This window comes from Sphingomonas panacis, assembly GCF_001717955.1.
GTDB lineage: Bacteria > Pseudomonadota > Alphaproteobacteria > Sphingomonadales > Sphingomonadaceae > Sphingomonas > Sphingomonas panacis.
This window is the reverse complement of the sequence record NZ_CP014168.1, coordinates 1,342,664-1,369,364: the sequence shown is the minus strand read 5'-3', so window position 1 is coordinate 1,369,364 and position 26,701 is coordinate 1,342,664. Positions and strand designations below refer to the sequence as shown.

Sequence of the window (26,701 nt, the reverse complement as noted above, 5' to 3'; positions counted from 1 at the left end):
ATTTCGCAAACCGCGCTACCGAGCGTTGCAAATGTCGATTCTCGCCGCCCATGCCCAGGATCTCGCGCAGCTTGCCGAGCGCGATCGGCTGCGGGGGCTGTTCCCGCGCGCCGGCGTGGACTTTGCCTCGAACGATTATCTCGGGCTCGCCACGTCCGACCGGCTGCGCGATGCGGTGGCCGAGGCGGTGGCGCGGGGCGTGGCGGTCGGTTCGGGCGGGTCGCGGCTGTTGCGCGGCAACGATCCCGAGCATGATGCGCTGGAAATCGAGGCAGCGGCGTTCTTCGGCAGCGAGGCGGCGCTGTATTTTTCGAGCGGATACGCCGCCAATGCGGCGCTGATCGGCACGCTGCCGCAGCGGGGCGATCTCGTCGTGCATGATGCGCTGATCCACGCCAGCGCGCACGAGGGGATTCGGCTCGGCCGCGCCGAGGCGGTGGCGGCGGCGCATAACGATCCGCAAGGCTTCGACGATGCGATCGGCGCGTGGCGCGCGCGTGGCGGCACCGGGCGGGCGTGGATCGCGGTCGAGAGTCTGTACAGCATGGACGGCGACCGTGCGCCGCTCGACGATCTTGCGGCGGTCGCGGCGCGGCACGATGCGTTTCTGCTGATCGACGAGGCGCATGCGAGCGGGGTGTTCGGGCACGACGGGCGCGGACTCGCCGCCGACCTGGAGGGGCGAGAGAATGTCATCACCTTGCGGACCTGCGGCAAGGCCTTGGGGTGCGAGGGCGCGCTGGTGTGTGGGCCGCGCGTGGTGCGCGACTTCCTCGTCAATCGCGGGCGCGGCTTCATCTTCTCGACCGCGCCGTCGCCGCTGATGGCGAGCGCGGTGCGCGCAGCCCTGCGCATCCTCGCCGACGAACCCGAACGGCGCGAGCGGCTGCACGCTCTGGTGGCATATGCGGAGCGCGTGCTCGCGCCACATGGCGTCGCGCCGACGGGGTCGCAGATCCTGCCGCTGGTGCTCGGCGACGATACGACGACGATGCGCGTCGCGGGCGCCGTACAGGCGGCGGGCTATGACGTGCGCGGCATCCGCCCGCCGACCGTGCCGGCGGGATCGTCGCGGCTGCGCATCTCCGTGACGCTCAACGCGAGCCAGGCCGATGTCGACGGGCTGGCGCAGGCGATCGGCGCGGCGCTGGCATGAAGGCGATCGTCGTCACCGGCACCGATACCGATGCGGGCAAGACGGTGTTCGCCGCCGGCCTCGCGGCGGCGCTCGGCGCGGCCTATTGGAAGCCGGTGCAAGCGGGGCTGGACGACGGCACCGATGCCACCCGCGTCGCCGCGCTCGGCGTGACGCGCGTGCTCCCCGAAGCGTATCGGCTGAACACGCCCTGCTCGCCGCACCGCGCCGCCGAGATCGACGGCGTGACGATCGATCCCGCCCGGCTGATGCCGCCGATGGTCGAGGGGCCGCTCGTCATCGAAGGCGCGGGCGGCGTGCTGGTGCCGGTGACACGCGAGTTGCTGTTCGCCGACCTGTTCGCGCGCTGGGGGCACCCGGTGGTGCTGGTCGCACGCACCGCGCTGGGGACGATCAACCACAGCCTGCTGTCGATCGAGGCGTTGCGCGCGCGCGGCGTGCCGATCCTGGGTGTGGCGTTCAGCGGCGATGCCAATGAAGATAGCGAAGCGACGATCGCCGCGATCGGCGGGGTGAAACGGCTGGGACGGTTGCCGTGGTTGGAGACGCTGGATGCGGAGAGCCTGCGGGCAGCGTTCGCTGAGCATTTTGATCTTGAGGACTTCACATGACCGTCCCTCCTCCGTTCGCACTGAGCAAAGTCGAAGTGCGTGATCGAGGCGCGGCGCTTGGGGCACGTCCTTCGACTTCGCTCAGGACGAACGGAGCGGCGCTGTGACCCACTCCCCCGTCTGGCACCCGTTCACCCAGCATGGCCTCGGCGAGCCGATTCCGCTCGTCACGCACGGCGAGGGCGCGGCGCTCTACACGCAGGACGGGCGGCGGATCGTCGATGCGATCTCGTCGTGGTGGGTGACGACGCATGGACACCGCAACCCGCGCATCATGGCGGCAATCGCCGCGCAGACGCAGAAACTCGACCAGATCATCTTCGCCGGCTGGACTCACGAACCCGCCGAGGCGCTCGCGCGCGGGCTGACCGCGATGCTGCCGCCAGCGCTCACCCGCGTGTTCTATTCGGATTCGGGATCAACGAGCGTCGAGGTCGCGCTCAAGATGGCGCTCGGTTTCTGGGCGAACCGGGGCGAAGCCCGACACCGCATCCTCGTGCTCGAACACAGCTATCACGGCGATACGATCGGCGCGATGTCGGTCGGCGCGCGCGGGGTGTTCAACCGGGCGTATGCGCCGCTGCTGTTCGATGTCGGCACGATCCCCTTCCCCGCCACCGGGCACGAACAGACGACGCTCGACGCGCTCGAGGCGGAATGTCGGGCGGGCGCGGCGGCGTTCATCGTCGAGCCGCTGCTGCTCGGCGCGGGCGGGATGCTGATCTACCCGCCCGAGACGCTCGCGGCGATGCGCGCCATCTGCGCGGCGCACGATGTGCTCTTCATCGCCGACGAGGTGATGACCGGCTGGGGCCGCACCGGCACGCTGCTGGCGTGCGAGCAGGCGGGTGTCGTGCCCGACATCCTGTGCCTGTCGAAAGGGCTGACCGGCGGCGCGATCCCGCTCGCCGTCACGCTGGCGACCGAGCCGATCTACGCCGCGCATTGCTCGCAGGATCGCGCGACGATGTTCTTCCATTCGTCGAGCTACACCGCCAACCCGATCGCCTGCGCCGCCGCGCTCGCCAATCTGGAGATCTGGCGCGACGAGCCGGTCGCCGAACGGATCGCCGACCTGTCACGACGGCAGGCGGCGCGGCTGGCGGCGCTCGATCATCCCGCGATCGGCGGCAAGCGCCAGCTCGGCACGATCACCGCGCTCGACATCGCCGATCCCGATACCGGCTATCTCTCGACGTTGGGGCCGCGCCTGCTCGGTTTCTTCCGCGAGCGCGACCTGCTGCTGCGCCCGCTCGGCAACACCGTGTATGTGATGCCGCCCTATTGCATCGACGATGCCGATCTCGACGCGATCTATGCCGCGATCGGCGATGCGTGCGCGATGCTCGCTGTCCGACAAACCGATTGACCCGGCACGGGCGCGGAGTAGCTTCGGCGTAAAGGGACGCGACGGCCGATGATCGACAGCCTGATCCAGTTCGAAGACGGCGCACGCGGAGTCGCCGCGCTGAACGGCGGGTTCGCGCGGCGGATCAAAGGCGCGGCGACCTTGGCCGATCTCGCCGACCATGCGCTGGAGACCGGCGTACCGCTCGCCGAAGCGGCGGCGGCGCGGCTGGGCGAGCCGCTCAACCTGCGCATGGTGCGGCTGCTCGCGCCGATCGACCTGCCCGATCCGGCCCGGCTGCATGTCAGCGACAGCGGCGCGGCGGCAGCGAGCCGCGACTCAGGATGGCGCTATCGTGGCGACGGGCGCTCGCTGGCCGGGCCGGGGACGGTGCTGACCGTGCCCGAATTCGCGCTCGACGGCAGCGAGCGGCCCGAGATCGCCGGCCTCTACCTGATCGCGGCGGATCGCACGCCGGTGCGGATCGGGTTCGTGCTCGGCAACCGCTTCCACGATCATGCCGCCGCGCGCACCCATCGCCACTTCCCCGCGCAGCTCAGCCCGCGCCCGACCGCGCTCGGCCCCGAGGTGCGGCTTGGCGCACTGCCGCACGACATCATCGTGACGAGCCGGCTGCTGCGCGACGGCGTGGTCGAGCGCGAACGCCGCTTCGGCGCGGGCGACGCGCATCTGCCGCACCCGATCGCCGAACTCGAACGCCGGCGATTCGAGGGCGGCATCGTCGGGCGGCCGGGCGATGTGCTGGTGCATTTCTTCGTCGGTGCGGGCGGCGACGCGGAAGACGCGGTACGCACCCAGCCCGACGACGCTTTCGAAGCGACCGCGACCGGCTTCACGCTGCCGATGCGCAACCCGATCGCCTTCGCGCCGAGCGTGCGGGTGAAGGCTGGGCTGCTTTAACGCCACCGTTCCGTTCGTGCTGAGCCGGTCGAAGCGTGTCCCAGGCGCAACGTCGCGTATCGGGCACGCCCTTCGACGGGCTCAGGGCGAACGGGTGGGGGTGGCACGACGTTCGAGAGGAAACGTCAGCCGAACCGCGCCACCGCCGCGCGCGCCCCGTCGGTTTCCAGCGCGGTCAGGTGCGTGACCAACGTCTCGCGTAGATCCGTATCCGCTTCGAAGCCGAAGAACCCGAGCAAAGCATCCACCCGCGCCGCCGTATCCGCCGCCGCTGCGGACAGCGCGCCGAGCGTCTCGGCGGCGGGATCGTCGACGGTGAACGTCTCGCCGGCATCGGTGACGCCCGCCTGCCAGCGCATCCACGCCGCCACCGCCAGCGCGAGCGCATCGACCGGAGCGCCCGCCGTCCGCCGCTCGGCGATCGTCGCGAGCAGGCGCTGGGGGAGCTTCTGCGAGCCGTCCATCGCGATCTGGCGGGTGCGGTGCTGGAGCGCGCTGTTGGCGAAGCGGCCCATCAGCGCGGTGCGATAGGCGGCGATGTCGAGGCCCTCGGGCGGGTCGAGCGTGGTTTGCGCCTCGTCCCACAATGCCTCGACAAAGCCGCGCCCGGCGGCGGTCGCGACGAAGTCATGGACGAAGTCGTCGCCGGCGAGTGCGCCGAGATAGGCGATGCCCGAATGCGCGCCGTTGAGCAGGCGGAGCTTGGCGTCCTCCCACGGTGCGACGGCCTCGGTAAGCTGCACGCCGAGCGCGGCGAAATCGGGGCGTTCGGTGACGAAACGGTCCTCGATCACCCATTGCGAGAACGGCTCGGTCTTGACCATAGCCCGGTCTTCGACGCCGAGATCGGTCGCGAGCGCGGCGATATCGGCATCGGTGGTGGCGGGGACGATTCGGTCGATCATCGAGGCGGGGAAGGCGACTTCGGCGGCGATCCACTCGGCGAGCGCGGGATCGTTCGCGCGCGCGACCGCCAGCACCGCCTCGCGCAGCAACGCGCCGTTGTGCGGCAGGTTGTCGCACGAGATCACCGTCAGCGCGCCCAATCCGGCGGCGCGGCGCGCGGCGAGGCCGGCGGCGAGGAAGCCCGGCGCGGTGCGTGGGGCCGCGAGCGAGGCGCAGTCGGCGGCGACATCGGCATCGTCGGCGAGCAAAATGCCCTTGGCGCGGTCGAGCTTGTAGCCCTTTTCGGTGATCGTCAGCGTGACGATGCGGGCGTCGGGATGCGCGAGCGCGGCGACGACGGCGGCGGGGTCTTCGGGGGCGACCAGCACCGCCTGTTCGGCACCGACGATCGCCACGCTGCGCGCGTCACCATCGCGCACCACCAAGGCATAGAGGCAATCCTGTGGCGCGAGTTGATCGCGCACGCCGGCCGAGCGCAACGATACCGAGGTGATGCCCCAGCGCAGATCGCCCGCCGCCAGCGCCGCCTCGAAATAGGCGGCCTGGTGCGCGCGGTGGAACGCGCCGATGCCGAGATGGACGACGCCGCGCTTCACGGCGCCACGGTCATAGGCGGGGCGGGCGATGTCGGCGGGCAAGGTGCCGAGCGTTTCGGTCGAGAGCCTCACAGCTTGTACGCCTTCTTGACGAGATCATAGGCGAGCGCGTGCGCGACTTCGTGCGCTTCGTCTTCTGGCAAGCGATGCTCGGCGACGAGCTGCGCGAGCCACACGCAATCCATCCGCCGCGCGACATCGTGCCGCGCCGGGATCGACAGGAAAGCGCGGGTGTCGTCGTTGAAGCCGACCGTGTTGTAGAAACCGGCGGTCTCGGTGGTGCGTTCGCGGAAGCGGCGCATCCCCTCCGGGCTGTCATGGAACCACCACGGCGGGCCGAGCCGCAGGCACGGATAATGGCCGGCGAGCGGCGCGAGTTCGCGGCTGTAGACATCCTCGTCGAGCGTGAAGAGGATCAGCGTCAGCCGCGGATCGGTGCCGAAGCGGTCGAGCAGCGGCTTGAGCGAATCGACGAACTCGCCCTCGGTGGGGATGTCGGCGCCCTTGTCGCGACCGAAACGCGCCAGCACGGCGGCATTGTGGTTGCGGTGGACGCCGGGGTGAAGCTGCATCACCATGCCGTCCTCGATGCTCATCCGCGCCATCTCGGTGAGCATCTGCGCGCGGAACAGCTCGGCGTCTTCGGGGGTCGCGGCCACCAGCACGCGCGCATAGAGCGCGGCGGCGTCCTCGGGCGTCAGATCGGCGGTGCGGGCGCTCGGGTGGCCGTGATCGGTCGAGGTGGCGCCGGCCTCCCGGAAGCGCGCGCGGTGGAAGCGATGCGCGGCGAGATAGCCGTCCCACGTCGACACGTCCTCACCGGCGGTCTCGCCGAAACGGCGGACATTGTCGGCGAAACGGGCCGCCTCGGGATCGACCACCGGATCGGGGCGATAAGCGGTGACGACGCGCCCGCCCCATCCGCTCGCGCGGATCGCGGCGTGGTGCGCGAGGCCGTCGAGCGGGCTTTCGGTGGTGGCGATCACTTCGATGTTGAAGCGTTCGAACAGCGCGCGCGGGCGGAACGCCTCGGTCTTCAGCGCGGCGTCGATCGTGTCGTAATAGAGATCGGCGGTTTCCGCTTCGAGCAGCACGTCGAGCCCGAACACCGCCGAGAACACCCAGTCGAGCCACATCCGCGAGGGCGTGCCACGAAACAGATGATAGTTGTTGGCGAGCACGTGCCAGATCTTGCGCGAATCGGTCTCGGTCAGGCTGCCATCGACCGTCGGCACGCCGAGCGTTTCGAGCGACGTGCCCTGGCTGAACAGCATGCGGAACACATAATGATCGGGCACGATCAGCAGCGACGACGGATCGCTGAACGGTTCATTCGTCGCGAACCACGCCGGATCGGTATGACCGTGCGGGCTGACGATCGGCAGATCGGCGACGCCGGCATAGAGCCGCCGCGCGATGTCGCGGATGGTCGGCTCGGCGGGGAACAGCCGGTCCGGGTGGAGCGTGAGCGGTTTTGTCATGCGGGCGACAGGTCCGAATACGGGGAGCGATGCGGCAGCCTTAACCGCGCGGGCGCCGCGCGGAAAGAGCCGTGTCTGACCAATTTCACGCGGACGCGATGGCGACGCGGGCGAGCCGCGGCGACAGCATCTGCACGATCAACAGCGCGACGAAATAGGCGGCGGCGGCGACGAGGAAGATCGGCGCGTAGCTGCCAAGCTCCTGAAGCACGCGGCCGATATAGAGCGAGAACAGCATGCCGCCGACCCCGCCGATCGCGCCGCCGATGCCGATCACCGATCCCACCGCCGAACGCGGGAAGAGATCGGACGGCAAGGTGTAGAGATTCGCGGAAAACGCCTGGTGCCCCGCGGTCGCCAGACCGATGATGAACACCGCAGTCCACAGATTGTCGACCGATTGCACCGCGAAGATCGGCAGGATCGCGCAGGCGCAGATCAGCATCGTCGTCTTGCGCGCGGCGTTGACGCTCCAGCCCGCCTTCATCATCCGCCCCGACAGCCAGCCGCCGGCGACCGAGCCGACGTCCGACATCAGATACACCACGACCAGCGGCGGCCCGAACGACTTGAGATCGAGGTGATAGCGCTCGCTGAGATAGCCGGGCAGCCAGAACAGATAGAACCACCACACCGGATCGATACAGAATTTCGCCGCCGCATAGGCCCAGGTCTCGCGGAAGCGGATGATGTCGCGCCAGCGCATCGGCGTGGTCGGATCGGCGGGGTCTTGCTCGATCCACGCAAGCTCCTGCGGCGAGACGCGCGGGTGTTTCGCGGGCGAACGGTACAGGATGACCCAGGCGACCAGCCAGACGAGGCTGACCACGCCGGTGATGACGAACGCCGGCCGCCAGTTGCCCCCGTACAGCGCGACCAGCCACGGCACGAGCAGCGGCGTGACGATCGCGCCGACGTTCGCTCCGGCGTTGAACACGCCGATCGCGAAGGCACGCTCGCGCGCCGGAAACCATTCGGTGACGGCGCGGATCGCGACCGGGAAATTGCCCGATTCGCCGATGCCGAGCGCGAAGCGCGCCATCGCGAACTGGGTGATGGTGTTGACCGCGCCGTGCGCGATGTGCGCGGCGGTCCAGATCGCGAAGGCGACCGCATAGCCGACCCGCGCGCCGACCACGTCGACGAAGCGGCCGAAGCCGATATAGCCAATCGCATAGGCGGCCTGGAACCAGAAGACGACATTGGCATAGTCGATCTCGGTCCAGTGCAGATCGCTCGCCAGCACCGGCTTGAGCACGCCGATCATCTGGCGATCGACATAGTTGATCGCGGTGACGGCGAACAGCAGGCTGCAAATCACCCAGCGATAGCGGCCATTCGGCGGCGCGGGATTAGACACCGGTGTCAATTGTTGGGCTTCCGCTGACGTCATCGCTCTCCCCTTCGCATGATCGACCGGCATGCTTTACGGTATGGAATTGCAAATCAGATAATGCGGTTTCGGTTACGTGTATAGCCGCTTTGCCACCGTCTACAGCGTCACGCCGCGCTTCCAGATCGCGATGGCGCGCTCCTCGTTGATCTCGTTGCGGGTCGGCTCGCCCGAGGCGATCGCGATGATCCGGTCGAGCAGCCGGTCGGCGGCGACGTCGAGACCGTCGTCGAGCACAGCGCCCGCGTCGAAATCGATCCAGCCCGGCTTGGCGGCGGCGAGCGCGGCGTTCGAGGCGATCTTGACGGTCGGCACCGGGCTGCCGAGCGGGGTGCCGCGTCCGGTCGAGAACAGGGTCATCGTCGCCCCCGCCGCCGCGAGCGCGGTGGTCGAGACCGCATCGTTGCCCGGCGCTTCCAGCAGGGTGAGGCCAGCACGGCGCACACGCCCGGCATAGGGCAGCACGTCGGTGACGGGAACGTGACCGCCCTTCTGCACCGCGCCGAGCGATTTCTCCTCCAGCGTGGTGATGCCGCCGCGAATGTTGCCGGGGCTCGGATTCTCCGACACCGGCTCACCGTTGCGGACGAAATAGTCCTTGAAGCCGTTGACCAGCGCAACCAGCGCGTCGAACGTCTCGCGGCTGGTGCAACGGTCCATCAGCAATTGCTCGGCGCCGAAGATCTCGGGGATTTCGGTGAGCAGCACGCGGCCACCGGCATCGCCGACGCGATCGGCGATGCGGCCGATCACCGGGTTGGCGGTGAGGCCGCTCAGCCCGTCCGAACCGCCGCACTTCACCCCGAGCGTCAGCGCGGAGAGCGGCACGCTGCTGCGCCGATCCTGCGCGGCGAGCGCCACCAGTTCGTCTATCGCCGCCTGGCCGTCCGCCATCTCGTCGCTCGACGCCTGCGCGCCGACCACGCGGATTCGGTCGCGCCGTTCGGGCGGGATCAGAGCGAGCATGCCGCTGAGCTGGTTCGATTCGCACCCCAGACCGAGCAGCAGCACGCCGCCGGCATTGGGGTGGCAGGCGAGCGCGGCGAGCACCCGCGTCGTGCCGGCGAGATCATCGCCGAGTTGCGAACAGCCGAACGGATGCGGGAAGGCGACGACGGCATCGACCCCGGCGGGCAGATCGCCGCCGGCGCGCGCGGCGAGCCGCTCGGCGGTGCGCCCCACGCAGCCGACCGAGGGGATGATCCAGATCTCGTTACGCGTCCCCACCGATCCGTCGGCGCGGACATAGCCTTCGAACGTGCGCGCGCTCGGCGCGGTCGCCGGGGCGGCAGAGGCGGGCGCGTAGCGATAGCTGCCGGCGGTGGCGAGCGCGGTCGCGACGTTGTGCGTGTGGACGTGCGCGCCCGGCGCGATGTCGGCGCGCGCGGTGCCGATCGGGAAACCGTAGCGTAGCACCGGCTGCCCTGCTGTTACCGGTGTCACGGCGAATTTGTGGCCCGCCGGAATATCCTCGACCAACCGGACGTCGGCACCGCCGACGCGCACGAGATCGCCCGCCGGCAGCGCTTCCATCGCCACCGCGACGTCGTCGCGCTGTTCAACCTTGATCGCTCGCATCGTTCACCTCTATTGTCTGAGTTAATCGACGCACGCGCGTTTTTCAAGCGGTCCTCAGTCCCCCAGCACCGTGCTGGTATCCTCCAGCGCCATCGACACCAGCGCCGTCATCGTCTCGCGCGCCTGCGCGGCATCGCCCGCGGCAATCGCCGCGAACACCGCGCCGTGATCGTCGAGCGGATCGCGCGGCACCGCGTTCTTCCGGTATTTGAACGCGGTGGTCCAGCGCACCGCCGCGGTGATCGTGCTCGACAGCGCGGCGAGCGGCTCGTTGCCGGTGGCGAGCAGGATCAGGCTGTGGAATTCCTGATCGGCCCGCCGCCCCTCGGCCGTGCCGAGGCCGTGCCGTCCCATCCCCTCAAGCGCCGCCCGCATCCGTGCGAGCTGCGGCTCGGTGCGCCGCACCGCCGCCAGCGCGGCGGCGGCGGGTTCGACGATCAGGCGCATTTCGAACAGGCTGCGAACGAACGGCTCCGGCGGTTCGTTGACGAACGCCCAGGCGAGCACTTCGGGATCGAGCATGTTCCAGCGCGACCGTTCGCTGACGCGGGTGCCGGTCTTGGTGCGGCTTTCGACCAGCCCCTTGGCGGCGAGCATCCGCACCGCCTCGCGGTAAGCGCTGCGCGACACCTTGAGCTGCGCGCTGAACTCGATCTCGCCGGGCAATACCGCGCCGGGCTGATACTGGCCGCTGACGATCGCGACGCCGAGATCGCGCGCGATGCTGGTATGGATTCGCGGCGCAGCCCCCGCGCTGGTCTTTTCGGTCACGCCGTTTCCCCCTGATGTGCTCATGCTCCGAACCGGCGGAACTGTCGAGATCACGGCGGACTCGTTGACCCGCGCGCAGCATCGTAGGATAGCGCGTCAACGACCGGAGAGAAGACCCGCCCATGTCGATCCACGCCTTCAGGATGCAGCTCAAGCCCGGCGTGATCGACGAATATCGTGCGCGCCACGATGCGATCTGGCCCGAACTCTCCGCGCTGCTCACCGAAAGCGGAATCTACGATTATTCGATCTTCCTCGACGAAGCGACGCTGAGCCTGTTCGCGGTGCTCAGGCTCACCGAGGACAATGCCCGCGACACATTGCCCGATCATCCGGTGATGAAGCGGTGGTGGGACCATATGGCGCCGCTGATGGAGGTCGAGGCCGACAACCGCCCGCGCGAATGGCCGCTGCCGCTGATCTTCCATCACGCCTGACGCGAAACCAATGCGAGAGCCCCTTCTTGTTCTCCCGCGCATGCGGGAGTCCAGAGTTCCAAGAGCCGCACATCGGTGTTTTGCTTGGCTCCGGGTTCCCGCTTTCGCGGGAAAACAGGATAAAAATGCGCCTCCGGTGGCTTTCGCAAAGATCCCGCCTGAAGCGGGCATATCCGTATCCGCGCCCCTGAGGAGATTGCCATGAAGACCGGTCTGCCGTTGCTGATCGTCGCCGCGCTTGCTCTGCCAACGCCGGGCGTCGCATCCTGGTCGCGGAGCTGGGCGGTCGCACCGCAAAGTGCGGGCAAGCCGAGCGACCTGCCCGATCTGACCGGGCGGACGCTGCGCCAGGTGGTGCGGATCAGCAGCGGCGGCACGCGCATCCGGCTGCGGCTGACCAACGAACTGTCGGCGAGCGCGCTCAAGCTCGGCAGCGTCCATGTCGCCTTGGTCGATGCGCGCGGCAAGATCGTGCCCGGCAGTGACCGCGCCGTCACCTTCGACGGCGTGGCCGCGCCGACCATTCCCGATCGCGCGCCGCTGGTGAGTGATCCCGTAGCGCTGCGCGTGGCGCCGCTCACGCATGTCGCGATCAGCCTGTACTTCCCGCAGGGCGCGCCCGACCCGACCGTCCACGGCTATGCCGCCGCGACCGCGTGGATCGCGACGGGCGACCAGACCGGCGCGGCCACGCTCGACGGTGCGACCAAGTTCACGCAGCGCATGGTGATCGACGGACTCGACGTCGATACGCCGCAGCGCGGATCGACCGTGGTCGCGTTCGGCGATTCGATCACCGACGGCGTGCGCGCCACCGCCGATGCCGACACGCGCTGGCCCGATCAGCTTGCCGAGCGGTTGCAGAAGGCGGGGCGCACCAGCGTCGGCGTCGCCAATCTCGGCATCAGCGGCAACCGCGTGCTGGCCGAAGGCGCGGGCAACAACGCGCTCGCGCGCTTCGACCGCGACGTGCTCTCGATTCCAGGCGTGTCGCACGTCATCGTGCTCGAAGGCGTCAACGACATCGGCGGCGCGACCGCGCGCAAGACCCCGCTGCCGACCGTCGCCGACCTCACCGGTGGCTATCGCCAGATGGTCGCGCGCGCGCACGACAAGGGCGTCAAGGTGATCTTCGCGACAATCCTGCCGTACAAGGGCGCGGGCTATTGGGGCGCCGAGGGCGAGGCGGTGCGCAAGCAGGTCAACACCTGGATTCGCACCAATACGGTCGCCGACGGCTATGTCGATCTCGCCAGGGCGGTCGCCGATCCGGCCGACCCAGACCGCTTCGCCAAGGCGTATGACAGCGGCGATGCGCTCCATCCCAACGACGCGGGCTTCACCGCAATGGCGGCGGCGATCGATCTCAAGCTGTTACGGTAACCCGCGCCCGCCTCTCCACCCGTTCGTGCTGAGCCTGTCGAAGCACATGCCACGCACGAAGCGTTCGGGGCGCGCACTTCGACAGGCTCAGTGCGAACGGCAAGCGGCTGTCACGCCCCCAGGCTGTTGCCGTAGCCGATCACCACCGTCGCAAGCACGAGCAGGCCGATGCCGGTCCACACCATCGCCTTGACGCGGGGCGCGGCGGCTCTCCATTCCCGAAAGGCGAAACCCCAGAGCGTGCCGAAGATGATGATGCTCGCCATGTGCAGCGTCCAGCTCGAAAAGCCGAAGCGGCCCATCTGGCTTTCGCCCATCGTGTAGAAGAAGAACTGGAAATACCACATCGTCCCCGCCAGCGCGGAGAGCAGATAGTTGAGCCCGAGCGGCGCGCCGGTGGCGACCGCGCCGCGCCCGAGCCACTGCCCCGCGCTGCGGTTCTTCACGATCAGCCACGCGCACCACAGGCCGTTGGTGACCAGCCCGCCGAACATGACGAGGCACAGGATCGGCAGCCCGGTCCATAAGGGGCCGGTGCCGGCAGCGGCGGAGATCGCCTTGATCGGCTCGCCCGCCGCGAGGCCAAAGGCGAAGCACGACGACATGATGCCGGAAAACACCGCGACCGCGATGCCCTTGCGGAAGTTGAACTCCGCGACCGTCTCAGCCTTCTCGGCGTCGCTCAGCGCGGCGTCCTTGCGCGCGCCGGCGAACGCCACCGTCGCGATGCCGGCGAGCGTGATGACGAGGCCGAGCAGCACGATCCGCCCCGATGCGGTCGCCAGCAGCTTTTCGTGGAAATCCCCTTGGACGAGCGGCGGGATCAGCGTGCCGAACACCGTACACAGCCCGAGCACCACCGCCATGCCCAGCGACAGCCCGAGATAGCGCATCGTCAGCCCATAGGTCAGCCCGCCGAAACCCCACAGCAGACCGAACACCACCGGCCACACCAACGTCGGCACCGGCGTCTGCGCCAGCACGCCGAGCAGATCGTTGGTTTGGATCGACGCGAAGAACCACGGCGCGAGCAGCCAGGAGAAAATGCCGCCGGTCAGCCAGTAGATCTCCCACGACCAGCGTCTCACGCCGCGATAGGGCACGTAGAAGGTCGCCGAGGCGAACCCGCCGAGCCAGTGGTAGAGAACGCCGATCAGCGGGTTGGCATTGCCGTTCATACGTTCAGGCCCAGTCGATAGATGCGGTTGGCATTGGCGGCGAACAGCGCGTGGCGCTCTTCGGGCGTGAGATCGGCGACGATGTCGGCATAGGTGTTGAGGTGCTGCGAAAAGCTGCCGAACAGTTTGTCGGTGGGGAAGTCGCTGGCGAACATCGCGCGGGTCGTGCCGAACAGGTCGATCGCGGTGCGGATCTGGTCGCGCGCCAGCGTGCGCGTCCAGCGGCGGTCGCTGAAGCCGATTCCCGACAGTTTGACCGAGACGTTGGGAAGCGCGGCGAGTGCCGCCATGCCGCTGCGCCACTCGGCTTCCTCACCGGGAATCATCATGCCCATATGGTTGATGATGACCGGAATCTCGGGGTGGCGCGCGATCAGCGGCGCGAGGCCGGGGAACTGGCCGGCATAGGCTTGCAGATCGAAGCTGAGGCCATGAGTGCCGAGCAGCGCGAACCCGGCGGCCCAGGCCGCGTCGCACGTCACGTCGCGCGGAGTGTAGGTGCGCTTCGGGTCGGCGTGCCAGTTGACGATGTGGCGGATGCCGCGAACGTTGGCGCGCGCCGCATGCGCGGCGAGCAGCGCCGCGACGTCCGGGTCATCGAGCGCTGCAAAGGCGACGATCGCATTGGGCATGCCGCGCGCGTCCGCCATGTGCTGAAGCCAGTCGGTCTCGGCGAGCGCGTCGGCGGCATCCGCGCCGGCATCGATATGGACGATGCCGCGCACGTCCCAGCCGGCGGCATCGGCGAGATAATCGTCGAGCCGGTACGTCTTGGCGATCGGTTCGACGCTGCCGTTGGGGCCGTCATCGGCGAACGGCGGCGTAAGCCACGGATAGCGCAGATGCGCGAGATTCCACAGGTGGACATGGGCGTCTACGAAGGGGCGTTGCTCGGGCATGGGCTCTCCGACGGGTGGGCGCGCCGCCTCTTGCCGGACGGTCGCGCGGTAGGATTTCAAACCCCGTTCGCCCTGAGCTTGTCGAAGGGCGTGCCCCAAGCGGCGCGCTTCTGGACACGTGCTTCGACAAGCTCAGCACGAACGGATCGTTAGAACGTCGTGCGCCCGCCCGATGTGTCGAAGGTCGAAGCGGTGGTGAAGCTGCATTCCTCGCTGACCATGAAGCACACCATCGCCGCGCTCTCGTCGATTTCGCCGAGCCGCCCCATCGGGATTTTCGACCGCATGTAATCGACCTGGCTCTGCGGCAATTGCGCGAGGATCGGGCTTTCGAACGTCGCCGGGGTCAGCGCATTGGCGATGACGCCTTTCTCGGCGAGTTCCTTGCCGAGCGATTTGGTGAGGCCGATCACCCCCGCCTTGGACGCCGAATAGGCCGAGGCGTTGGGGTTGCCTTCCTTGCCCGCGACCGAGGCGAGGTTGGCGATGCGGCCATAGCCACCCGCGAGCATGAACGGCACCACCGCGCGGCAGCAATAGAACAGCCCGTTGAGGTTGATGTCGATCACGCGCCGCCAGCTTTCGAGCGGATATTCGTGAACGGGTGCGGTCGCGCCGGTGATGCCCGCCGAGTTGACCAGGATATCGATCCGCCCGAGCGCGGCGTTGGCGCCCGCCGCCGCCGCCTCGACCTGCGCCTGATCGGACACGTCGAGCGCGAACACCGCGACCGCGCCGGTTTCGGCCTGCGCCGCCGTCAGCGCATCGGCGTTGACGTCCCACAGAGCGACCGTGCCGCCTTCCGCGACGATTCGCGTGGCGACCGCCTTGCCGAGTCCCGACGCGCCGCCGGTCACGATCGCGGTGCGCCCCGCGAACCGGCCCGCATAGGCGCTCATGCCAGCGTACCGTCGCCGAGGTGCCGCCATGCGACGACCTGCTGGCGCTGCGTGCCGAGCGTGTCGATCGCCAGCTCCATCACGTCGCCGGCCTTGAGGTAGATCGCCTCCGGCTTCTTGCCCTCGCCCACGCCCGGCGGCGTGCCGGTGATGACGAGATCGCCCGGATAGAGCGTGATGTACTCGCTGGCATAGGAGAGGAGCTGCTTGACGTCGAAGATCATCGTCCTGGTGTTGCCGGTCTGCATTCGCTCCCCGTTGACGTCGAGCGACATGCCGAGATCCTGGCAGTCGCCGACCTCGTCGGGCGTCACCAGCCACGGTCCGGTCGGGCAGAAGGTGTCATGCCCCTTGCCCTTCGACCATTGGCTGCCGCGCTGCTTCTGGTTGAACCGCTCCGACACGTCGTTGACCAGCGTGAAACCGGCGACATGCCCAAGCGCCGCATCCTCGCTGACGTAGCGGCAGGTCTTGCCGATGATGACGCCGAGTTCGACTTCCCAGTCGCCGTGCGTCGCGCCCTTGGGGAGCATCACGTCGTCATTGGGACCGGAGAGGCTGGAGAGCGCCTTCATGAACATCATCGGCTCGGTCGGGATCGGCAGGTTCGATTCGATCGCATGATCGCGGTAGTTGAGGCCGATCGCGACGATCTTGCCGATGCCCTTGAGCGGCACGCCGTAGCGCGGGGCGCCCTCGGCGAGCGGCAGCGATGCGACATCGGCGGCCAGCGCGGCGGGGAGAGTCGCGATCGTGAGGTCGTCGATCACGCCGGACAGGTCGCGAAGCTGGCCGTCGGCATCGACGACGCCCGGCTTTTCCTGGCCCATCGGGCCGAAGCGGCAGAGTTTCATGTGGGTCTCGCTCTGTTTGGGGATCAGTGGGTGTAGGGACGGTGAGTCGCCACATCGGGATTGAAGGTGACGCCGAAGCCGGGCGCATCGAGCGCGCTCGCCTTGAGGCGGCCGTTGACCGGCACCGGCTCGCCGAGCAGTTGCGGCGCGAACATCGGCACCACTTCGGTCGGGCCGGGGTGCATCATCAGGAACTCGGCGAAGGGCGAGTTGTGGCGGGTGATGACGAAGTGATAGCTGTAGACCGACGAGCCGTGCGGCACGACCATCTTGCCCTTGGCATCGGCGAGCGCCGAAATCTTGAGCAATTCGGTGATGCCGCCGCACCAGCCCACGTCGGGCTGGATGATGTCGCAGCACTCCATGTCGAGCAACATGCGGAACCCCCAGCGAGTCGCCTCATGCTCGCCGGTCGTCACCAGCATGCCCCTGGGCACGTTGCGGCGCAGCTCGGCATAGCCCCAATAATCGTCCGGGCTGATCGCCTCCTCGATCCACTTGAGGCCGTATTCGTGCGCGGCGATGGCGAGCCGGGTGGCATAGTCGACGTCGAGCGCCATCCAGCAATCCCACATCAGCCAGAAGTCCGGCCCGACGCGCTCACGCATCTCGGCGAGCTCGGCGATGTTCTTCTTGAGGCCCTCGACGCCCTCCGCCGGGCCATGATGGAGCGCCATCTTGCCGCCGATGAAGCCGAGCTCCTTGGCGATGTCGGGGCGCGCGCCGGTCGCGTAGAATTGCAGTTCGTCGCGCACCGCGCCGCCGAGCATGTGGTAGACCGGCTCCTGCCGGAGCTTGCCGAGCAGATCCCACAGAGCGAGATCGACCCCCGAGATCGCGTTGATGACGAGGCCCTTGCGGCCGTAATATTGCGTCGAGAAGTACATCTGGTCCCAGATCTTCTCGTACTCAAGCGGGCTGCGCCCTTCGAGGAAGCGGGCGAGATGCTTCTCGACGATGTAGCAGGCGGGCTCGCCGCCGGTCGTCACCGCGAAGCCGATCGTGCCGTCCTCGGCCTCGATCTCGACGACAAGCGTGCCGAGCACGTTGATGCCGAAGCTCTGCCGGCTCTGGCGATATTCGGGATAGCGGCTCATCGGTGTGGCGATGTGGTTGTCGATCCAATGGCCCTCGCCCTGATCGTGATAATCGGCGCCGCCGCCGCGCACCGTGAAGGCGCGGACATGCTTGATCTTCGACAGGCTCTTCAACGTCACCGATGCGTCTCCCCGGATATGCGGCACGGCTGTTCAGAATGTGAAAGAGATCGCGGAATCGTTCCACATGATGATACGATCACGATCCGACGGATCGCCGGTGTCATCGTGAAGAAAGCCGCCCCGATCCTCCCTTTGCTGTTTACTTTCTCACTTTATGGGATAGGATATTAATTGATGAGACAAGTCGCGTCAAACGAAGAATCGGAGAGTGGCGAGGAGCGCACCAAGATTCAGGGCAGCCAGACCTTGCTGCGCGGTCTCGACATGCTCGACAAGGTGATCGACGGGCCGATCAAGCTCGCCGACCTGTCGGCGGCGATGGGGCTGACGCGCTCGACCACGCACCGGCTCGCCAACGCGCTCGCCGACCGCGGCTTCCTCACCTTCCTGCCGCGCGAGGGCTATCAGCTCGGGCCGAAATTGCTCCAGCTCGGCTTCCTCGCGCAGAGCCAGGCCGATATCGTGCGGATCGCGCGCCCGCGGCTGGAGGCGCTCGCCGCACATACCGAGGACACGGTGCATCTCGGCCGGCTCGATACCGATCTCGCGCTTTACCTCGACAAGATTGCCGGCCGGCGCCGCGTCGACATCTCCAGCCGGATCGGCGACCGCCACCCGCTGTCCTCGACCGGACTCGGCAAGGCGCTGCTGCTCGACACGCCCGAGGCCGAATGGCCGGCGCTGTTCGAAGCGTCGCGCGCGCGCGGCGCGCCGGTGGTCGATTACGACGGCTGGGCGGAGCGGATGCGCGGCTATGTCGCCGCCGGCCATGCCTATGATCTGGAAGAGAACGAGGATCTGATCCGCTGTGTCGCAGCCCCGGTGCGCGACGCCTCGGGCCGGATCATCGCCGCGATCAGCCTGTCGAGCGCGGCGCAATATATGGACGATTCGCGCATGGCGGCGCTCAGCGGCGAGGTGCGCGAGACCGCCGACCAGATCAGCACCGATCTCGGCTGGGTGCCCGGCGCCCGGCCATCCCGCCGGCCACGGCGATAACCCGCAGAAGAGGAAACGCTCACGTGAAGCTGCTCGAAGGCAAGACCGTTCTCGTCACCGGCGCCTCCACCGGCATCGGCCGCGCCGCCGCGATCGGCGCGGCGCAGCACGGCGCCGACGTGGTCATCAACTACCACAGCCGCGACGAGGATGCCGAAGCCTGTATCGCCGCGATCGAGGCGACCGGGCAGCGCGGGCTCGCGGTGAAGGGCGACGTGGCCGAGCCGGACACCGCCAAGGATTTCGTCGCCAAAGCGGTCGAAGCGTTCGGCAAGGTCGACGTGATGGTCAACAACGCCGGCATCTGCCCGTTCCACGCCTTCCTCGACATGCCGGTCGAGACGTTCGAGCGCACCATGCGAGTCAACATGCACGGCGCCTATTTCATGGTGCAGGCCGCCGCCAACCAGATGGTCGCGCAAGGGCACGGTGGCGCGATCGTCGCGGTGTCGTCGATCTCGGCTTTGGTCGGCGGCGAATATCAGACGCATTACACGCCGACCAAGGCGGGGGTGCATTCGCTGATGCAATCGACCGCGATCGCGCTCGGCAAGTACAAGATCCGCTGCAACTCGCTGCTGCCCGGCACGATCCTCACCGAGATCAACAAGGACGATCTCGCCGACGACGCCAAGCGGACGTACATGGAAAGCCGCGTGCCGCTCGGCCGGCTCGGCGCGCCCGAGGACATGGTCGGGCCGATCGTCTTCCTCGCCTCCGACATGGCGGCCTATGTCACCGGCGCGGCTTTGCTCGTCGATGGCGGCATGTTCGTGAACCTGCAATGATCCGCGCCAGCCTCGCCGCTGCCGCCGCTTTGCTGCTGGCCGGCGCGGCGCCCGCGCCGGCGGGCTTCGGCAAGATCCTGATCGCGAGCGATTCGACCGCGTCGGTGTACGGCGAGGACCGCTACCCGCAGACCGGCTGGGGGCAGATGCTGTCGTGCGGGCTCGACGCGGGCACCGAAGTGGTCGATCTCGCGATGGCCGGGCGCAGCACCAAAACCTTCATTGCCGAGGGCCGCTGGGACGGGCTGATGGCGCGGGTGCAGCCGGGCGACGTGGTGCTGATCCAGTTCGGCCACAACGACGCCTATAAGGCCAAGCCCGAACGCTATGCCGATCCCGCCACCACCTACCGCGACAATCTGCTTCGCTTCATCTGGCAGGTGCGCGGCGCGCGGGCGATTCCGGTGCTGGTGACCCCGGTCGCGCAGCATATGTTCGGCGCGGATGGCAAGGCCAAGGCCAATTTCGCCGACTGGTCGGCGGTGATGCGCGATCTCGCCGCCACCACGCAGACGCCGCTGATCGACCTCGAGACGCTCTCGCGCGGCTGGCTCGACCGGACCGGCGAACAGGCGTCGCGCGGCTATTATCTGCACCTGCCCGCCAACACCGTGCCCGGCTTCCCCAAGGGAATCGACGACGATACCCATTTCAGCGAACTCGGCGCGCGCCGGATCGCCGATCTCGTCGCGGGCGCGTTGAAGGCGCTCGATCTGCCGCTGTCGGGGCATGTGCTGGCCGAGCGCCCCGATCTCACGCGCGCCACCGCGCTCGGCCACAGGGGATGTTCATGACGATCGACCGAAGGACGCTGATCGCCGGCGGCACCGCGCTCGGCCTCGCCGCCACCGCCGCGAAGGGCGCGCAAACGGCAGCGGCGGTGCCGTCCGATTTCACCGTGCTGCCGCTATGGCCGGGCAAGGTGCCGGGCGGCGACCATGTCACCGTGACGCAGGAACAAGGCCCGCGCTCGGCGAAGAGCGACGCCTATGACACGTTCTTCGCGCACATCACCACGCCGACGCTGACCGTGCTTCGCCCGGCCAAGCCCAATGGCGCGGCGCTGCTGATGATCCCCGGCGGCGGCTATCGCCGTGTCGTGCTGGGGCATGAAGGCATCAACATCTCGCGGCGATTCGCGCAGGCCGGCTTCACCTGCTTCTCGCTGCTATACCGGCTGCCGGCGGACGGCTGGGCGGCTGGGCCGGAGGCGCCGTTGCAGGATGCGCAGCGCGCGCTGCGAACGGTGCGCTCGCTGGCGCCGCGTTATGGCTATGACGCGAACCGGATCGGCGTAATCGGCTTTTCGGCGGGCGGGCATCTCGCCGGCTGGCTGACCAGCCGCCAGTCGGTCGCGACGCAAGCGGTGAACGACGCGATCGACCGCGAACCGCTCAGCCCCCGCGCCGCCGCGTTGATCTACCCGGTCATCACCATGACTGCGCCGCTCGCGCACAACGGCTCGCGCGTCGAGTTGATCGGCGAGGCGGCGAGCGACGAGAAGCGCCGCGCCTATTCGCTGGAGAACGACATCCAGCCGACCACGCCGCCGACCTTCCTCGCGCATGCGATCGACGACAAGACCGTACCGGTCGAGAACAGCCTGATGATGCTGGCGTCGTTGCGCGCCGCGCGCATCCCGGCCGAGGCGCATCTCTTCGAAACCGGCGGGCACGGCTTCGGGCTGACCCTGCCCGACGGCACCGCCTCGCCCTGGCCCGATCTGTTCGAGAGCTTCGCCAAGCGCCACGGCTTGCTGTGACGCCTGCCGCGCCTCCCCCGCGCGTCGCGCTGTTCGTGACGTGTCTGGTCGATCTGATCCGGCCGCGTATCGGCTTCGCGGCGATCCGCGCGCTGGAGGCGGCTGGCTGCACCGTCGTCGTGCCGGCGGGGCAGACCTGCTGCGGCCAGCCCGCGCTCAACTCGGGCGCGCGCGCAGAAGCGACCGCGATCGCCAAACGTACGATCGCGCTGCTCGAAGGGCATGACGCGATCGTGGTCCCGTCGGGATCATGCGCGGCGACGATCCGGGTGCAGTATCCCGAACTGTTCGAACACGATCCCGCCTGGCTGGCGCGTGCCGAGGCGGTGGCGGCGCGCACCTATGAGATCATGGCCTATCTCGACGAGGTGCGCGGCTGGCGGCCCGATACCGCGCTCGACGCGACCGCGACCTATCACGATAGCTGCTCGGGGCTTCGCGAACTCGGCATCAAGGCGCAGCCGCGCCGGTTGCTGAACCATGTCGCGGGGTTGTCGCTCATACCGCTCAAGGGCGCGGAGACGTGCTGCGGGTTCGGCGGCACCTTCTGCGTCAAATATCCGGCGATCTCGAACGCGATCGCGACCGAAAAAGCGGCGGCGATCGACACGAGCGGGGCGGACCTGCTGCTCGCCGGCGACCTCGGCTGCCTGATGAACATGGCCGGCAAGCTCCACCGCGACGGCTCCGCTGTACGCGCGTTCCATGCGATCGAGGTGATCGCCGGGATGGGCGGCGGCCCGGCGATCGGCGAAGAGACATGAGCGCCGCTTTCTCAAAGCGCGTCGATGCCGCACTCGCCGACCCGATCCTGAAAATCGCGGTCGAACGCACCGCCGGCACCGCCGAAGCCAAACGCGCGGCCGCGATCGACGCCTTCGCGCAGTTCGAGGACGCGCGCACCCGCGCGGCGGCGATCAAGGATCACGTCGTCGCGCATCTCGGCTTTTATCTGGAGCAGTTCGAAGCCGCCGCGACCGCAGCCGGCGCGCACGTCCATTATGCGCGCACCGCCGACGAGGCGTGCGCGATCGTGATCGATATCTGCAAGGCGGCGGGCGCGCGCACCGTCGCGCGCTCGAAATCGATGATGGGCGAGGAGATCGGCCTGCCCCACGCGCTCGCCGAGGCGGGGATCGTCCGGGTCGAGACCGACCTTGCCGAACATATCATCCAGCTCGCCGACGAACGCCCGTCGCACATCGTCTGGCCGGCGATGCACAAGACCAGCGCGCAGGTCTCGGCGCTGTTCAAACAGCATCACGCGCTGCCGCACAGCGAGGAAACGATTCCGGCGATGGCCGAGAGCGCGCGGCGGCATCTGCGCGAGGGCATGCTCGGCGCCGATGTCGGCATTTCGGGCGCGAACTTCCTCATCGCGGATAGCGGCGCGGTCTGCACCGTCACCAACGAGGGCAATGCCGAACTGTCGCTGGTGCCGCCGCGCGTCCATATCGTCACGGCGGGAATCGAGAAGCTGGTGCCCTCGATGGGGCATGCGGTCCAGATGCTGCGGCTGCTGGCGCGCTCGGCCACCGGCGCGACACTGACGCAATACACCACCTTCTACACCGGCCCCAAACGCGCCGCCGACCCCGACGGACCGGACGCGATGCATATCGTGCTGATCGACAATGGCCGCAGCGCGATGCGCGACGACGGGCTGGCCGAGATGCTGCGCTGCATCCGCTGCGGCGCGTGCATGAACCATTGCGTCGTGTTCCGCCAGATCGGCGGCCATGCCTATGGCGGCACCTATCCGGGGCCGATGGGCGCGGTGCTGACGCCGGCGCTCGACGGGCTCGCGGCGAGCCGTGACCTGCCCAACGCCTGCACGCTCAACGGCAAGTGCCAGGAGGTGTGCCCGGTCAAGATCCCGCTGCCGACCTTGCTGCGCGGCTGGCGCGAGAAGAGCTGGCGCGAGGGGCTGGAGCCGGCAACGATGCGGCAGGGCATCGCCGCGTGGGCGTGGGTGGCGCAGCGACCGCGCCTGTACCGGCTGGCGGTGCGCGCGGCGATCTTCGCCATGCGGCGCTTCGGGCGCGGCTGGATCACGGCGCTGCCGCTGGCGGGCGGCTGGACCGCACACCGCGACCTGCCCGCACCCGACGCAGAGAGCTTCATGCGCCGCTACGCGCGGGGCGAGCGATGAGCGCGCGCGCGGCGATTCTCGACAAGCTCGGCACCGCCGCGCCGCCGCCGGGCGCGGCCGAGGCTTTGCTCGCCGATCCGGTACGGCCGGCGGTGGCGGAGGATCGCGTCGCCACGTTCCTCACCGCACTGGCGCTGCCGGCGAGCGGCGCGACCTATGAGCGGATCGGCACGGTGGCCGAGGCACCGGTGGCGGTCGCGCATTACCTCGCCGAACAGGGTCTGCCGCCAGCGGTGTTCCTGCCAGACGATCCGCGCCTCGCCGCCGACTGGTCCGGGTTCGCGCTCAGCCCGGCGATCACGCCCGACGAGCCGGCGGTGATCGCATGGGCACGGCTCGGCATCGCCGAGACCGGCTCCCTGGTGTTCGAAACCGGGCCGCACGCGCCGATGCTGCCCAATTTCCTCGGCCTGCACCATATCGTGTTGCTCCCCGAAGCCGCGATCGTCGCGCATCTCGAGGACGCCGCGCTGCCGGGTCCGCAGCCGCGCGCGCATTATTGGGTGACGGGCGTGAGCGGGACGACCGATATCGAAGGGCAGTATATTCGCGGCGCGCATGGGCCGCGCTTCCTGCATGTGTTGCTGGTCGGCGAAATCTGAACCACCCCGTTCGCCCTGAGCGTGTCGAAGGACGTGTGGCACCGGAGGCGCTCGCACACGTGCTTCGACACGCTCAGCACGAACGGGGTGGGAGTTCGGAGCTTACCGCCTTACGTCGAACTGCCCCGACAGGAACGCGTCGATATCGCCTTGCCCGAACAGGCTCGCATCGCCGGGGAGCGAGTGTTTGAGCGCGGTCAGCGCCAGCCCCGATTCCGCCGCGCCGTCGATATCGTCGGGATTGCGCAGCAAACCATGCAGCACGCCCGCCGCGAATGCGTCGCCCGCGCCGATCCGGTCGACGATGCCCGAGACCGCGATCTCCTCGGTCTGCGCGACCGCGTCGGGCGTCTCGACGCGCGCCGAGAGCAAATGGCGGTCGGCGGCTTCGACATGGCGTGCGGTCGAGGCGAGATGCTTTAGGTTGGGGAACGCCGCGAACAGCGCCGCCGCCGCCTCGCGCCGCCGGTCCTCGCCGTCGCTGGCGAAGCTGGTGGCGAGCAGCAGCGCGATGTCGCGGTGGTTGCCGAACATCATGTCGGCCAGCCCCACCAGTTCGCACAGCACGCCACGCGGATCGCTGTCCCACGCTTGCCACAGCAGCGCGCGGTAATTGCCGTCGAAGATCAGGGTGAGGCCACGGTCCTTCGCCGCGCGCGCCGCCGCGATGGCGAGCCGCGACGAATCCGGTCCGAGCGCTGGAGTGATGCCCGACATCAGCAGGTGAGTCGCGCCGGCGAACACCGTGTCCCAGTCGAAATCCGCCTCGGTCGCGCGCGCGAACACGCTGCCGGCGCGATCGTACACGACTTCGGACGCGCGAAGGCCGGCGCCGGGGGTCAGGAAGTACAGCCCCATCCGCCCCTCGGCCTGAACGACATGCGTGCAATCGACCCCGGCGCCCATCAGCACAGAGCGCGCCATGTCACCGAGCGGATTGGCGGGCAGCCGGCTGATCATGCGCGTGGTGTGGCCGAGGCTGGCCAGCCCGATCGCGACGTTCGCCTCGGCGCCGCCGACCGCGAGATCGAGCGTGCGCGCGCTGCGCAGCAGCAGTTTGTCGGGCGGGGAGAGGCGGACGAGCAGTTCGCCGAAAAACGCTATCGTGGGTCGCATGGCCGTCTGCCTAGCGCGCCAGCCAGCCGCCGTCGACCGCGAGGATATGGCCATCGACATAATCCGATGCCGACGATGCCAGGAACACCGCCGCGCCGCCGAGATCGGACGGCTTGCCCCAGCGCGCCGCCGGGACGCGCGCGAGGATCGCGGCGTTGCGGTCCTCGTCGTCGCGAAGCGCGGTGGTGTTGTTGGTCGCGATATAGCCCGGCGCGATCGCGTTGACGTTGATCCCCTTCGCCGACCATTCGTTGGCGAGCAATTTGGTCAGCCCGCCGACTCCCGATTTGGACGCGGTATAGCTCGGCACGCGGATGCCACCCTGGAAGGTCAGCATTGAGGCGATGTTGATGATCTTGCCCCGGCCCCTTCCGTGTTCATGGGCCGCAATCATGTGCCTGCCCGCCGCCTGGCACAGGAAGAACACCGATTTGAGGTTGGTGTCGATCACCGCGTCCCAATCGGCTTCGGTGAAGTCGACCGAATCGGCGCGGCGGATGATGCCGGCGTTGTTGACGAGGATGTCGAACCCGCCGAAGCCCGCCACCGTCTGTTCGACAATGTCGCCGACGGGCGCGATGCTCGACAGATCGGCGGCGATAAACACCGCCTTGTGACCGAGCGCCTGCACCGCAGCCACCGTATCGTCGCACGGCGAGCGGCCGACCGCGGCGATGTCCGCGCCAGCCTCCGCCAGCGCGAGCGCGATCGCCTGGCCGATGCCGGTGTTGGCGCCGGTGACGACCGCGACCTTGCCGGTGAGATCGAACATTCCGCTCATGCCAGCTGGCAGATGTCGAGGACGTTCATGTCGGTATAATCCTGATTCTCGCCCGCCATCGCCCAGATGAACGCATAGGCCTTGGTGCCCGCGCCCATGTGGATCGACCACGGCGGCGAGATCACCGCTTCCTCGTTCTGCATCACGATGTGGCGGGTCGCCTCGCCCTCGCCCATGAAGTGCATCACGCGATCCTTGTCGAGATCGTCGAGCTCGAAGTAGAAATAGATTTCGCTGCGGCGCTCATGGATGTGCGGCGGCATCGTGTTCCACACGCTGCCGGGCTTGAGCACGGTCAGCCCCATCACGAGTTGCGCACTGTCGCACACGCCGGGAATGACGAGCTGGAAGATGGTGCGCTCGTTCGATTCGGCAAGGCTGCCGCGTTCGAGCGCGTTCGCGTCCGCGATCGACAGTTTGCGCGTGGTGAAAGCCTTATGCGCCGGGCACGAGGCGAGGTAGAAACGCGCGCCGTCGCCCGAGAATTGCACGTCCTTCGCGCCCATCGTGACGTAGAGGCAATCCTTGTTGCCGAGCGTGAAGCTCTCGCCATCGACGGTGACGATCCCGTCGACCTTGCCGACGTTGACGATCGCCAGTTCGCGGCGTTCGAGGAAGGGATGCCCCGCCGCCGAGGGCGGCTCGGTCTGGTCGGGCAGCTTGACCGTGCCCGAGGCGACCGCGACGCCGCCGATCACGAAACGTTCGGCATGCGTGTAGTTGAGCACGCATTCGCCGGCGCGGAACAGATCCTGGATCAGATAGCGGTCGCGCAATTCGTCGTTGCTGACGCATTCCATCATGTCGGGGTGCGTGCCGTAAAAGGTCTTGTCGAACATATCGCCCTCGCCTGTCGTTTGCCGTCGCATA

General features: G+C 68.4%; 26 protein-coding genes. 13 read left to right on the top strand and 13 right to left on the bottom strand.

The window, feature by feature from the left end:
* Window positions 1-31: 31 nt before the first annotated feature.
* From J0A91_RS06135 to J0A91_RS06120, 4 genes are all read left to right on the top strand, one after another.
* On the top strand, window positions 32-1,156 hold the full coding sequence (locus J0A91_RS06135; protein WP_069204172.1) for an 8-amino-7-oxononanoate synthase: 1,125 nt from the start codon (window positions 32-34) through the stop codon (window positions 1,154-1,156).
* Window positions 1,153-1,767 (top strand): dethiobiotin synthase, encoded by a 615-nt coding sequence (bioD, locus tag J0A91_RS06130; protein WP_069204171.1) that lies wholly within the window; start codon window positions 1,153-1,155, stop codon window positions 1,765-1,767. The genes J0A91_RS06135 and bioD overlap by 4 nt, the downstream gene beginning before the upstream one ends.
* A 103-nt stretch (window positions 1,768-1,870) precedes the next feature.
* Complete coding sequence (locus J0A91_RS06125; RefSeq protein ID WP_069204170.1) at window positions 1,871-3,136, top strand: adenosylmethionine--8-amino-7-oxononanoate transaminase; 1,266 nt, start codon at window positions 1,871-1,873, stop codon at window positions 3,134-3,136.
* Window positions 3,137-3,184: 48 nt separating this feature from the next.
* Window positions 3,185-4,036, top strand: coding sequence for a hypothetical protein (locus J0A91_RS06120; protein WP_069204169.1), 852 nt, complete (start codon window positions 3,185-3,187; stop codon window positions 4,034-4,036).
* 125 nt (window positions 4,037-4,161) lie between these two features.
* Here J0A91_RS06120 and J0A91_RS06115 read toward each other — a convergent pair whose 3' ends face one another.
* The 5 genes from J0A91_RS06115 to J0A91_RS06095 all read right to left on the bottom strand — a co-directional run bounded on the left by J0A91_RS06115 (window position 4,162) and on the right by J0A91_RS06095 (window position 10,785).
* Window positions 4,162-5,610 carry a mannitol dehydrogenase family protein gene (locus J0A91_RS06115; RefSeq protein WP_069204168.1) on the bottom strand — a complete coding sequence of 483 codons (1,449 nt, stop codon included), beginning with the start codon at window positions 5,608-5,610 and terminating at the stop codon, window positions 4,162-4,164.
* The gene (gene uxaC, locus J0A91_RS06110) at window positions 5,607-7,019 is read right to left on the bottom strand and encodes a glucuronate isomerase (RefSeq protein WP_069204167.1); all 1,413 of its coding nucleotides are present in this window, start codon (window positions 7,017-7,019) and stop codon (window positions 5,607-5,609) included. The genes J0A91_RS06115 and uxaC overlap by 4 nt, the downstream gene beginning before the upstream one ends.
* A gap of 85 nt (window positions 7,020-7,104) precedes the next feature.
* Entirely contained in the window at window positions 7,105-8,412 is a 1,308-nt protein-coding gene (locus J0A91_RS06105; protein ID WP_069207083.1) for an MFS transporter, read from the bottom strand.
* A 99-nt stretch (window positions 8,413-8,511) separates the two neighbouring features.
* Window positions 8,512-9,990 (bottom strand): UxaA family hydrolase, encoded by a 1,479-nt coding sequence (locus tag J0A91_RS06100; RefSeq protein WP_069204166.1) that lies wholly within the window; start codon window positions 9,988-9,990, stop codon window positions 8,512-8,514.
* Between the two features lie 54 nt (window positions 9,991-10,044).
* Window positions 10,045-10,785, bottom strand: coding sequence for a FadR/GntR family transcriptional regulator (locus J0A91_RS06095; RefSeq protein ID WP_069204165.1), 741 nt, complete (start codon window positions 10,783-10,785; stop codon window positions 10,045-10,047).
* Window positions 10,786-10,883: 98 nt separating this feature from the next.
* Here J0A91_RS06095 and J0A91_RS06090 point away from each other — a divergent pair, with 98 nt between their 5' ends.
* Together J0A91_RS06090 and J0A91_RS06085 are read left to right on the top strand one after the other, a co-directional pair.
* The gene (locus J0A91_RS06090; RefSeq protein WP_069204164.1) at window positions 10,884-11,198 is read left to right on the top strand and encodes an L-rhamnose mutarotase; all 315 of its coding nucleotides are present in this window, start codon (window positions 10,884-10,886) and stop codon (window positions 11,196-11,198) included.
* A 201-nt stretch (window positions 11,199-11,399) separates the two neighbouring features.
* A complete protein-coding gene (locus tag J0A91_RS06085; protein ID WP_069204163.1) occupies window positions 11,400-12,581 on the top strand; it encodes an SGNH/GDSL hydrolase family protein in 1,182 nt (393 codons plus the stop codon).
* 110 nt (window positions 12,582-12,691) lie between these two features.
* Here the strand turns inward: J0A91_RS06085 and rhaT are convergent, their stop codons facing one another.
* The 5 genes from rhaT to rhmD all read right to left on the bottom strand — a co-directional run bounded on the left by rhaT (window position 12,692) and on the right by rhmD (window position 17,628).
* The gene (gene rhaT, locus J0A91_RS06080) at window positions 12,692-13,759 is read right to left on the bottom strand and encodes an L-rhamnose/proton symporter RhaT (RefSeq protein ID WP_069204162.1); all 1,068 of its coding nucleotides are present in this window, start codon (window positions 13,757-13,759) and stop codon (window positions 12,692-12,694) included.
* Window positions 13,756-14,658 carry an amidohydrolase family protein gene (locus J0A91_RS06075; RefSeq protein ID WP_069207082.1) on the bottom strand — a complete coding sequence of 301 codons (903 nt, stop codon included), beginning with the start codon at window positions 14,656-14,658 and terminating at the stop codon, window positions 13,756-13,758. Before J0A91_RS06075 ends, rhaT begins: the two co-directional genes overlap by 4 nt.
* A gap of 149 nt (window positions 14,659-14,807) precedes the next feature.
* The gene (locus J0A91_RS06070; RefSeq protein ID WP_069204161.1) at window positions 14,808-15,557 is read right to left on the bottom strand and encodes an SDR family NAD(P)-dependent oxidoreductase; all 750 of its coding nucleotides are present in this window, start codon (window positions 15,555-15,557) and stop codon (window positions 14,808-14,810) included.
* A complete protein-coding gene (locus J0A91_RS06065) occupies window positions 15,554-16,411 on the bottom strand; it encodes a 2,4-didehydro-3-deoxy-L-rhamnonate hydrolase (RefSeq protein ID WP_069204160.1) in 858 nt (285 codons plus the stop codon). The genes J0A91_RS06070 and J0A91_RS06065 overlap by 4 nt, the downstream gene beginning before the upstream one ends.
* 23 nt (window positions 16,412-16,434) lie before the next feature.
* Window positions 16,435-17,628, bottom strand: coding sequence for an L-rhamnonate dehydratase (gene rhmD / locus J0A91_RS06060; RefSeq protein ID WP_206364995.1), 1,194 nt, complete (start codon window positions 17,626-17,628; stop codon window positions 16,435-16,437).
* Window positions 17,629-17,805: 177 nt separating this feature from the next.
* On the opposite strand from rhmD, the gene J0A91_RS06055 reads away from it, so the two are divergent.
* Genes J0A91_RS06055 through J0A91_RS06025 form a run of 7 tightly spaced genes read left to right on the top strand, consistent with a single transcriptional unit; the run spans window position 17,806 to window position 23,934 of the window.
* A complete protein-coding gene (locus tag J0A91_RS06055) occupies window positions 17,806-18,630 on the top strand; it encodes an IclR family transcriptional regulator (RefSeq protein WP_069204158.1) in 825 nt (274 codons plus the stop codon).
* Between the two features lie 23 nt (window positions 18,631-18,653).
* Window positions 18,654-19,418, top strand: coding sequence for an L-rhamnose 1-dehydrogenase Lra1 (locus tag J0A91_RS06050; protein ID WP_069204157.1), 765 nt, complete (start codon window positions 18,654-18,656; stop codon window positions 19,416-19,418).
* Window positions 19,415-20,212 carry a rhamnogalacturonan acetylesterase gene (locus J0A91_RS06045; protein WP_069204156.1) on the top strand — a complete coding sequence of 266 codons (798 nt, stop codon included), beginning with the start codon at window positions 19,415-19,417 and terminating at the stop codon, window positions 20,210-20,212. Before J0A91_RS06050 ends, J0A91_RS06045 begins: the two co-directional genes overlap by 4 nt.
* Window positions 20,209-21,180, top strand: coding sequence for an alpha/beta hydrolase (locus tag J0A91_RS06040; RefSeq protein ID WP_069207081.1), 972 nt, complete (start codon window positions 20,209-20,211; stop codon window positions 21,178-21,180). The genes J0A91_RS06045 and J0A91_RS06040 overlap by 4 nt, the downstream gene beginning before the upstream one ends.
* Entirely contained in the window at window positions 21,177-21,944 is a 768-nt protein-coding gene (locus tag J0A91_RS06035; RefSeq protein WP_069204155.1) for a (Fe-S)-binding protein, read from the top strand. The genes J0A91_RS06040 and J0A91_RS06035 overlap by 4 nt, the downstream gene beginning before the upstream one ends.
* On the top strand, window positions 21,941-23,332 hold the full coding sequence (locus J0A91_RS06030) for a lactate utilization protein B (RefSeq protein WP_069204154.1): 1,392 nt from the start codon (window positions 21,941-21,943) through the stop codon (window positions 23,330-23,332). Before J0A91_RS06035 ends, J0A91_RS06030 begins: the two co-directional genes overlap by 4 nt.
* Window positions 23,329-23,934 carry a LutC/YkgG family protein gene (locus tag J0A91_RS06025; RefSeq protein WP_069204153.1) on the top strand — a complete coding sequence of 202 codons (606 nt, stop codon included), beginning with the start codon at window positions 23,329-23,331 and terminating at the stop codon, window positions 23,932-23,934. Before J0A91_RS06030 ends, J0A91_RS06025 begins: the two co-directional genes overlap by 4 nt.
* Before the next feature lie 102 nt (window positions 23,935-24,036).
* On the opposite strand, the gene J0A91_RS06020 is transcribed toward J0A91_RS06025, so the two are convergent.
* Genes J0A91_RS06020 through kduI form a run of 3 tightly spaced genes read right to left on the bottom strand, consistent with a single transcriptional unit; the run spans window position 24,037 to window position 26,670 of the window.
* Complete coding sequence (locus J0A91_RS06020; protein WP_069204152.1) at window positions 24,037-25,050, bottom strand: sugar kinase; 1,014 nt, start codon at window positions 25,048-25,050, stop codon at window positions 24,037-24,039.
* A gap of 10 nt (window positions 25,051-25,060) precedes the next feature.
* Window positions 25,061-25,831, bottom strand: coding sequence for a 2-dehydro-3-deoxy-D-gluconate 5-dehydrogenase KduD (kduD, locus tag J0A91_RS06015; RefSeq protein WP_069204151.1), 771 nt, complete (start codon window positions 25,829-25,831; stop codon window positions 25,061-25,063).
* Entirely contained in the window at window positions 25,828-26,670 is an 843-nt protein-coding gene (gene kduI / locus J0A91_RS06010) for a 5-dehydro-4-deoxy-D-glucuronate isomerase (protein ID WP_069207080.1), read from the bottom strand. Before kduI ends, kduD begins: the two co-directional genes overlap by 4 nt.
* Between the last annotated feature and the right edge of the window lie 31 nt (window positions 26,671-26,701).

Coding starts and splice junctions, on each gene's coding strand:
- J0A91_RS06135 (WP_069204172.1), top strand. CDS start 32: ATGTCGATTCTCGCCGCCCATGCCCAGGATCTCGCGCAGCTTGCCGAG.
- bioD (WP_069204171.1), top strand. CDS start 1,153: ATGAAGGCGATCGTCGTCACCGGCACCGATACCGATGCGGGCAAGACG.
- J0A91_RS06120 (WP_069204169.1), top strand. CDS start 3,185: ATGATCGACAGCCTGATCCAGTTCGAAGACGGCGCACGCGGAGTCGCC.
- uxaC (WP_069204167.1), bottom strand. CDS start 7,019: ATGACAAAACCGCTCACGCTCCACCCGGACCGGCTGTTCCCCGCCGAG.
- J0A91_RS06105 (WP_069207083.1), bottom strand. CDS start 8,412: ATGACGTCAGCGGAAGCCCAACAATTGACACCGGTGTCTAATCCCGCG.
- J0A91_RS06100 (WP_069204166.1), bottom strand. CDS start 9,990: ATGCGAGCGATCAAGGTTGAACAGCGCGACGACGTCGCGGTGGCGATG.
- J0A91_RS06095 (WP_069204165.1), bottom strand. CDS start 10,785: ATGAGCACATCAGGGGGAAACGGCGTGACCGAAAAGACCAGCGCGGGG.
- J0A91_RS06090 (WP_069204164.1), top strand. CDS start 10,884: ATGTCGATCCACGCCTTCAGGATGCAGCTCAAGCCCGGCGTGATCGAC.
- J0A91_RS06085 (WP_069204163.1), top strand. CDS start 11,400: ATGAAGACCGGTCTGCCGTTGCTGATCGTCGCCGCGCTTGCTCTGCCA.
- rhaT (WP_069204162.1), bottom strand. CDS start 13,759: ATGAACGGCAATGCCAACCCGCTGATCGGCGTTCTCTACCACTGGCTC.
- J0A91_RS06075 (WP_069207082.1), bottom strand. CDS start 14,658: ATGCCCGAGCAACGCCCCTTCGTAGACGCCCATGTCCACCTGTGGAAT.
- J0A91_RS06070 (WP_069204161.1), bottom strand. CDS start 15,557: ATGAGCGCCTATGCGGGCCGGTTCGCGGGGCGCACCGCGATCGTGACC.
- J0A91_RS06065 (WP_069204160.1), bottom strand. CDS start 16,411: ATGAAACTCTGCCGCTTCGGCCCGATGGGCCAGGAAAAGCCGGGCGTC.
- J0A91_RS06055 (WP_069204158.1), top strand. CDS start 17,806: ATGAGACAAGTCGCGTCAAACGAAGAATCGGAGAGTGGCGAGGAGCGC.
- J0A91_RS06045 (WP_069204156.1), top strand. CDS start 19,415: ATGATCCGCGCCAGCCTCGCCGCTGCCGCCGCTTTGCTGCTGGCCGGC.
- J0A91_RS06040 (WP_069207081.1), top strand. CDS start 20,209: ATGACGATCGACCGAAGGACGCTGATCGCCGGCGGCACCGCGCTCGGC.
- J0A91_RS06030 (WP_069204154.1), top strand. CDS start 21,941: ATGAGCGCCGCTTTCTCAAAGCGCGTCGATGCCGCACTCGCCGACCCG.
- J0A91_RS06025 (WP_069204153.1), top strand. CDS start 23,329: ATGAGCGCGCGCGCGGCGATTCTCGACAAGCTCGGCACCGCCGCGCCG.
- J0A91_RS06020 (WP_069204152.1), bottom strand. CDS start 25,050: ATGCGACCCACGATAGCGTTTTTCGGCGAACTGCTCGTCCGCCTCTCC.
- kduD (WP_069204151.1), bottom strand. CDS start 25,831: ATGAGCGGAATGTTCGATCTCACCGGCAAGGTCGCGGTCGTCACCGGC.
- kduI (WP_069207080.1), bottom strand. CDS start 26,670: ATGTTCGACAAGACCTTTTACGGCACGCACCCCGACATGATGGAATGC.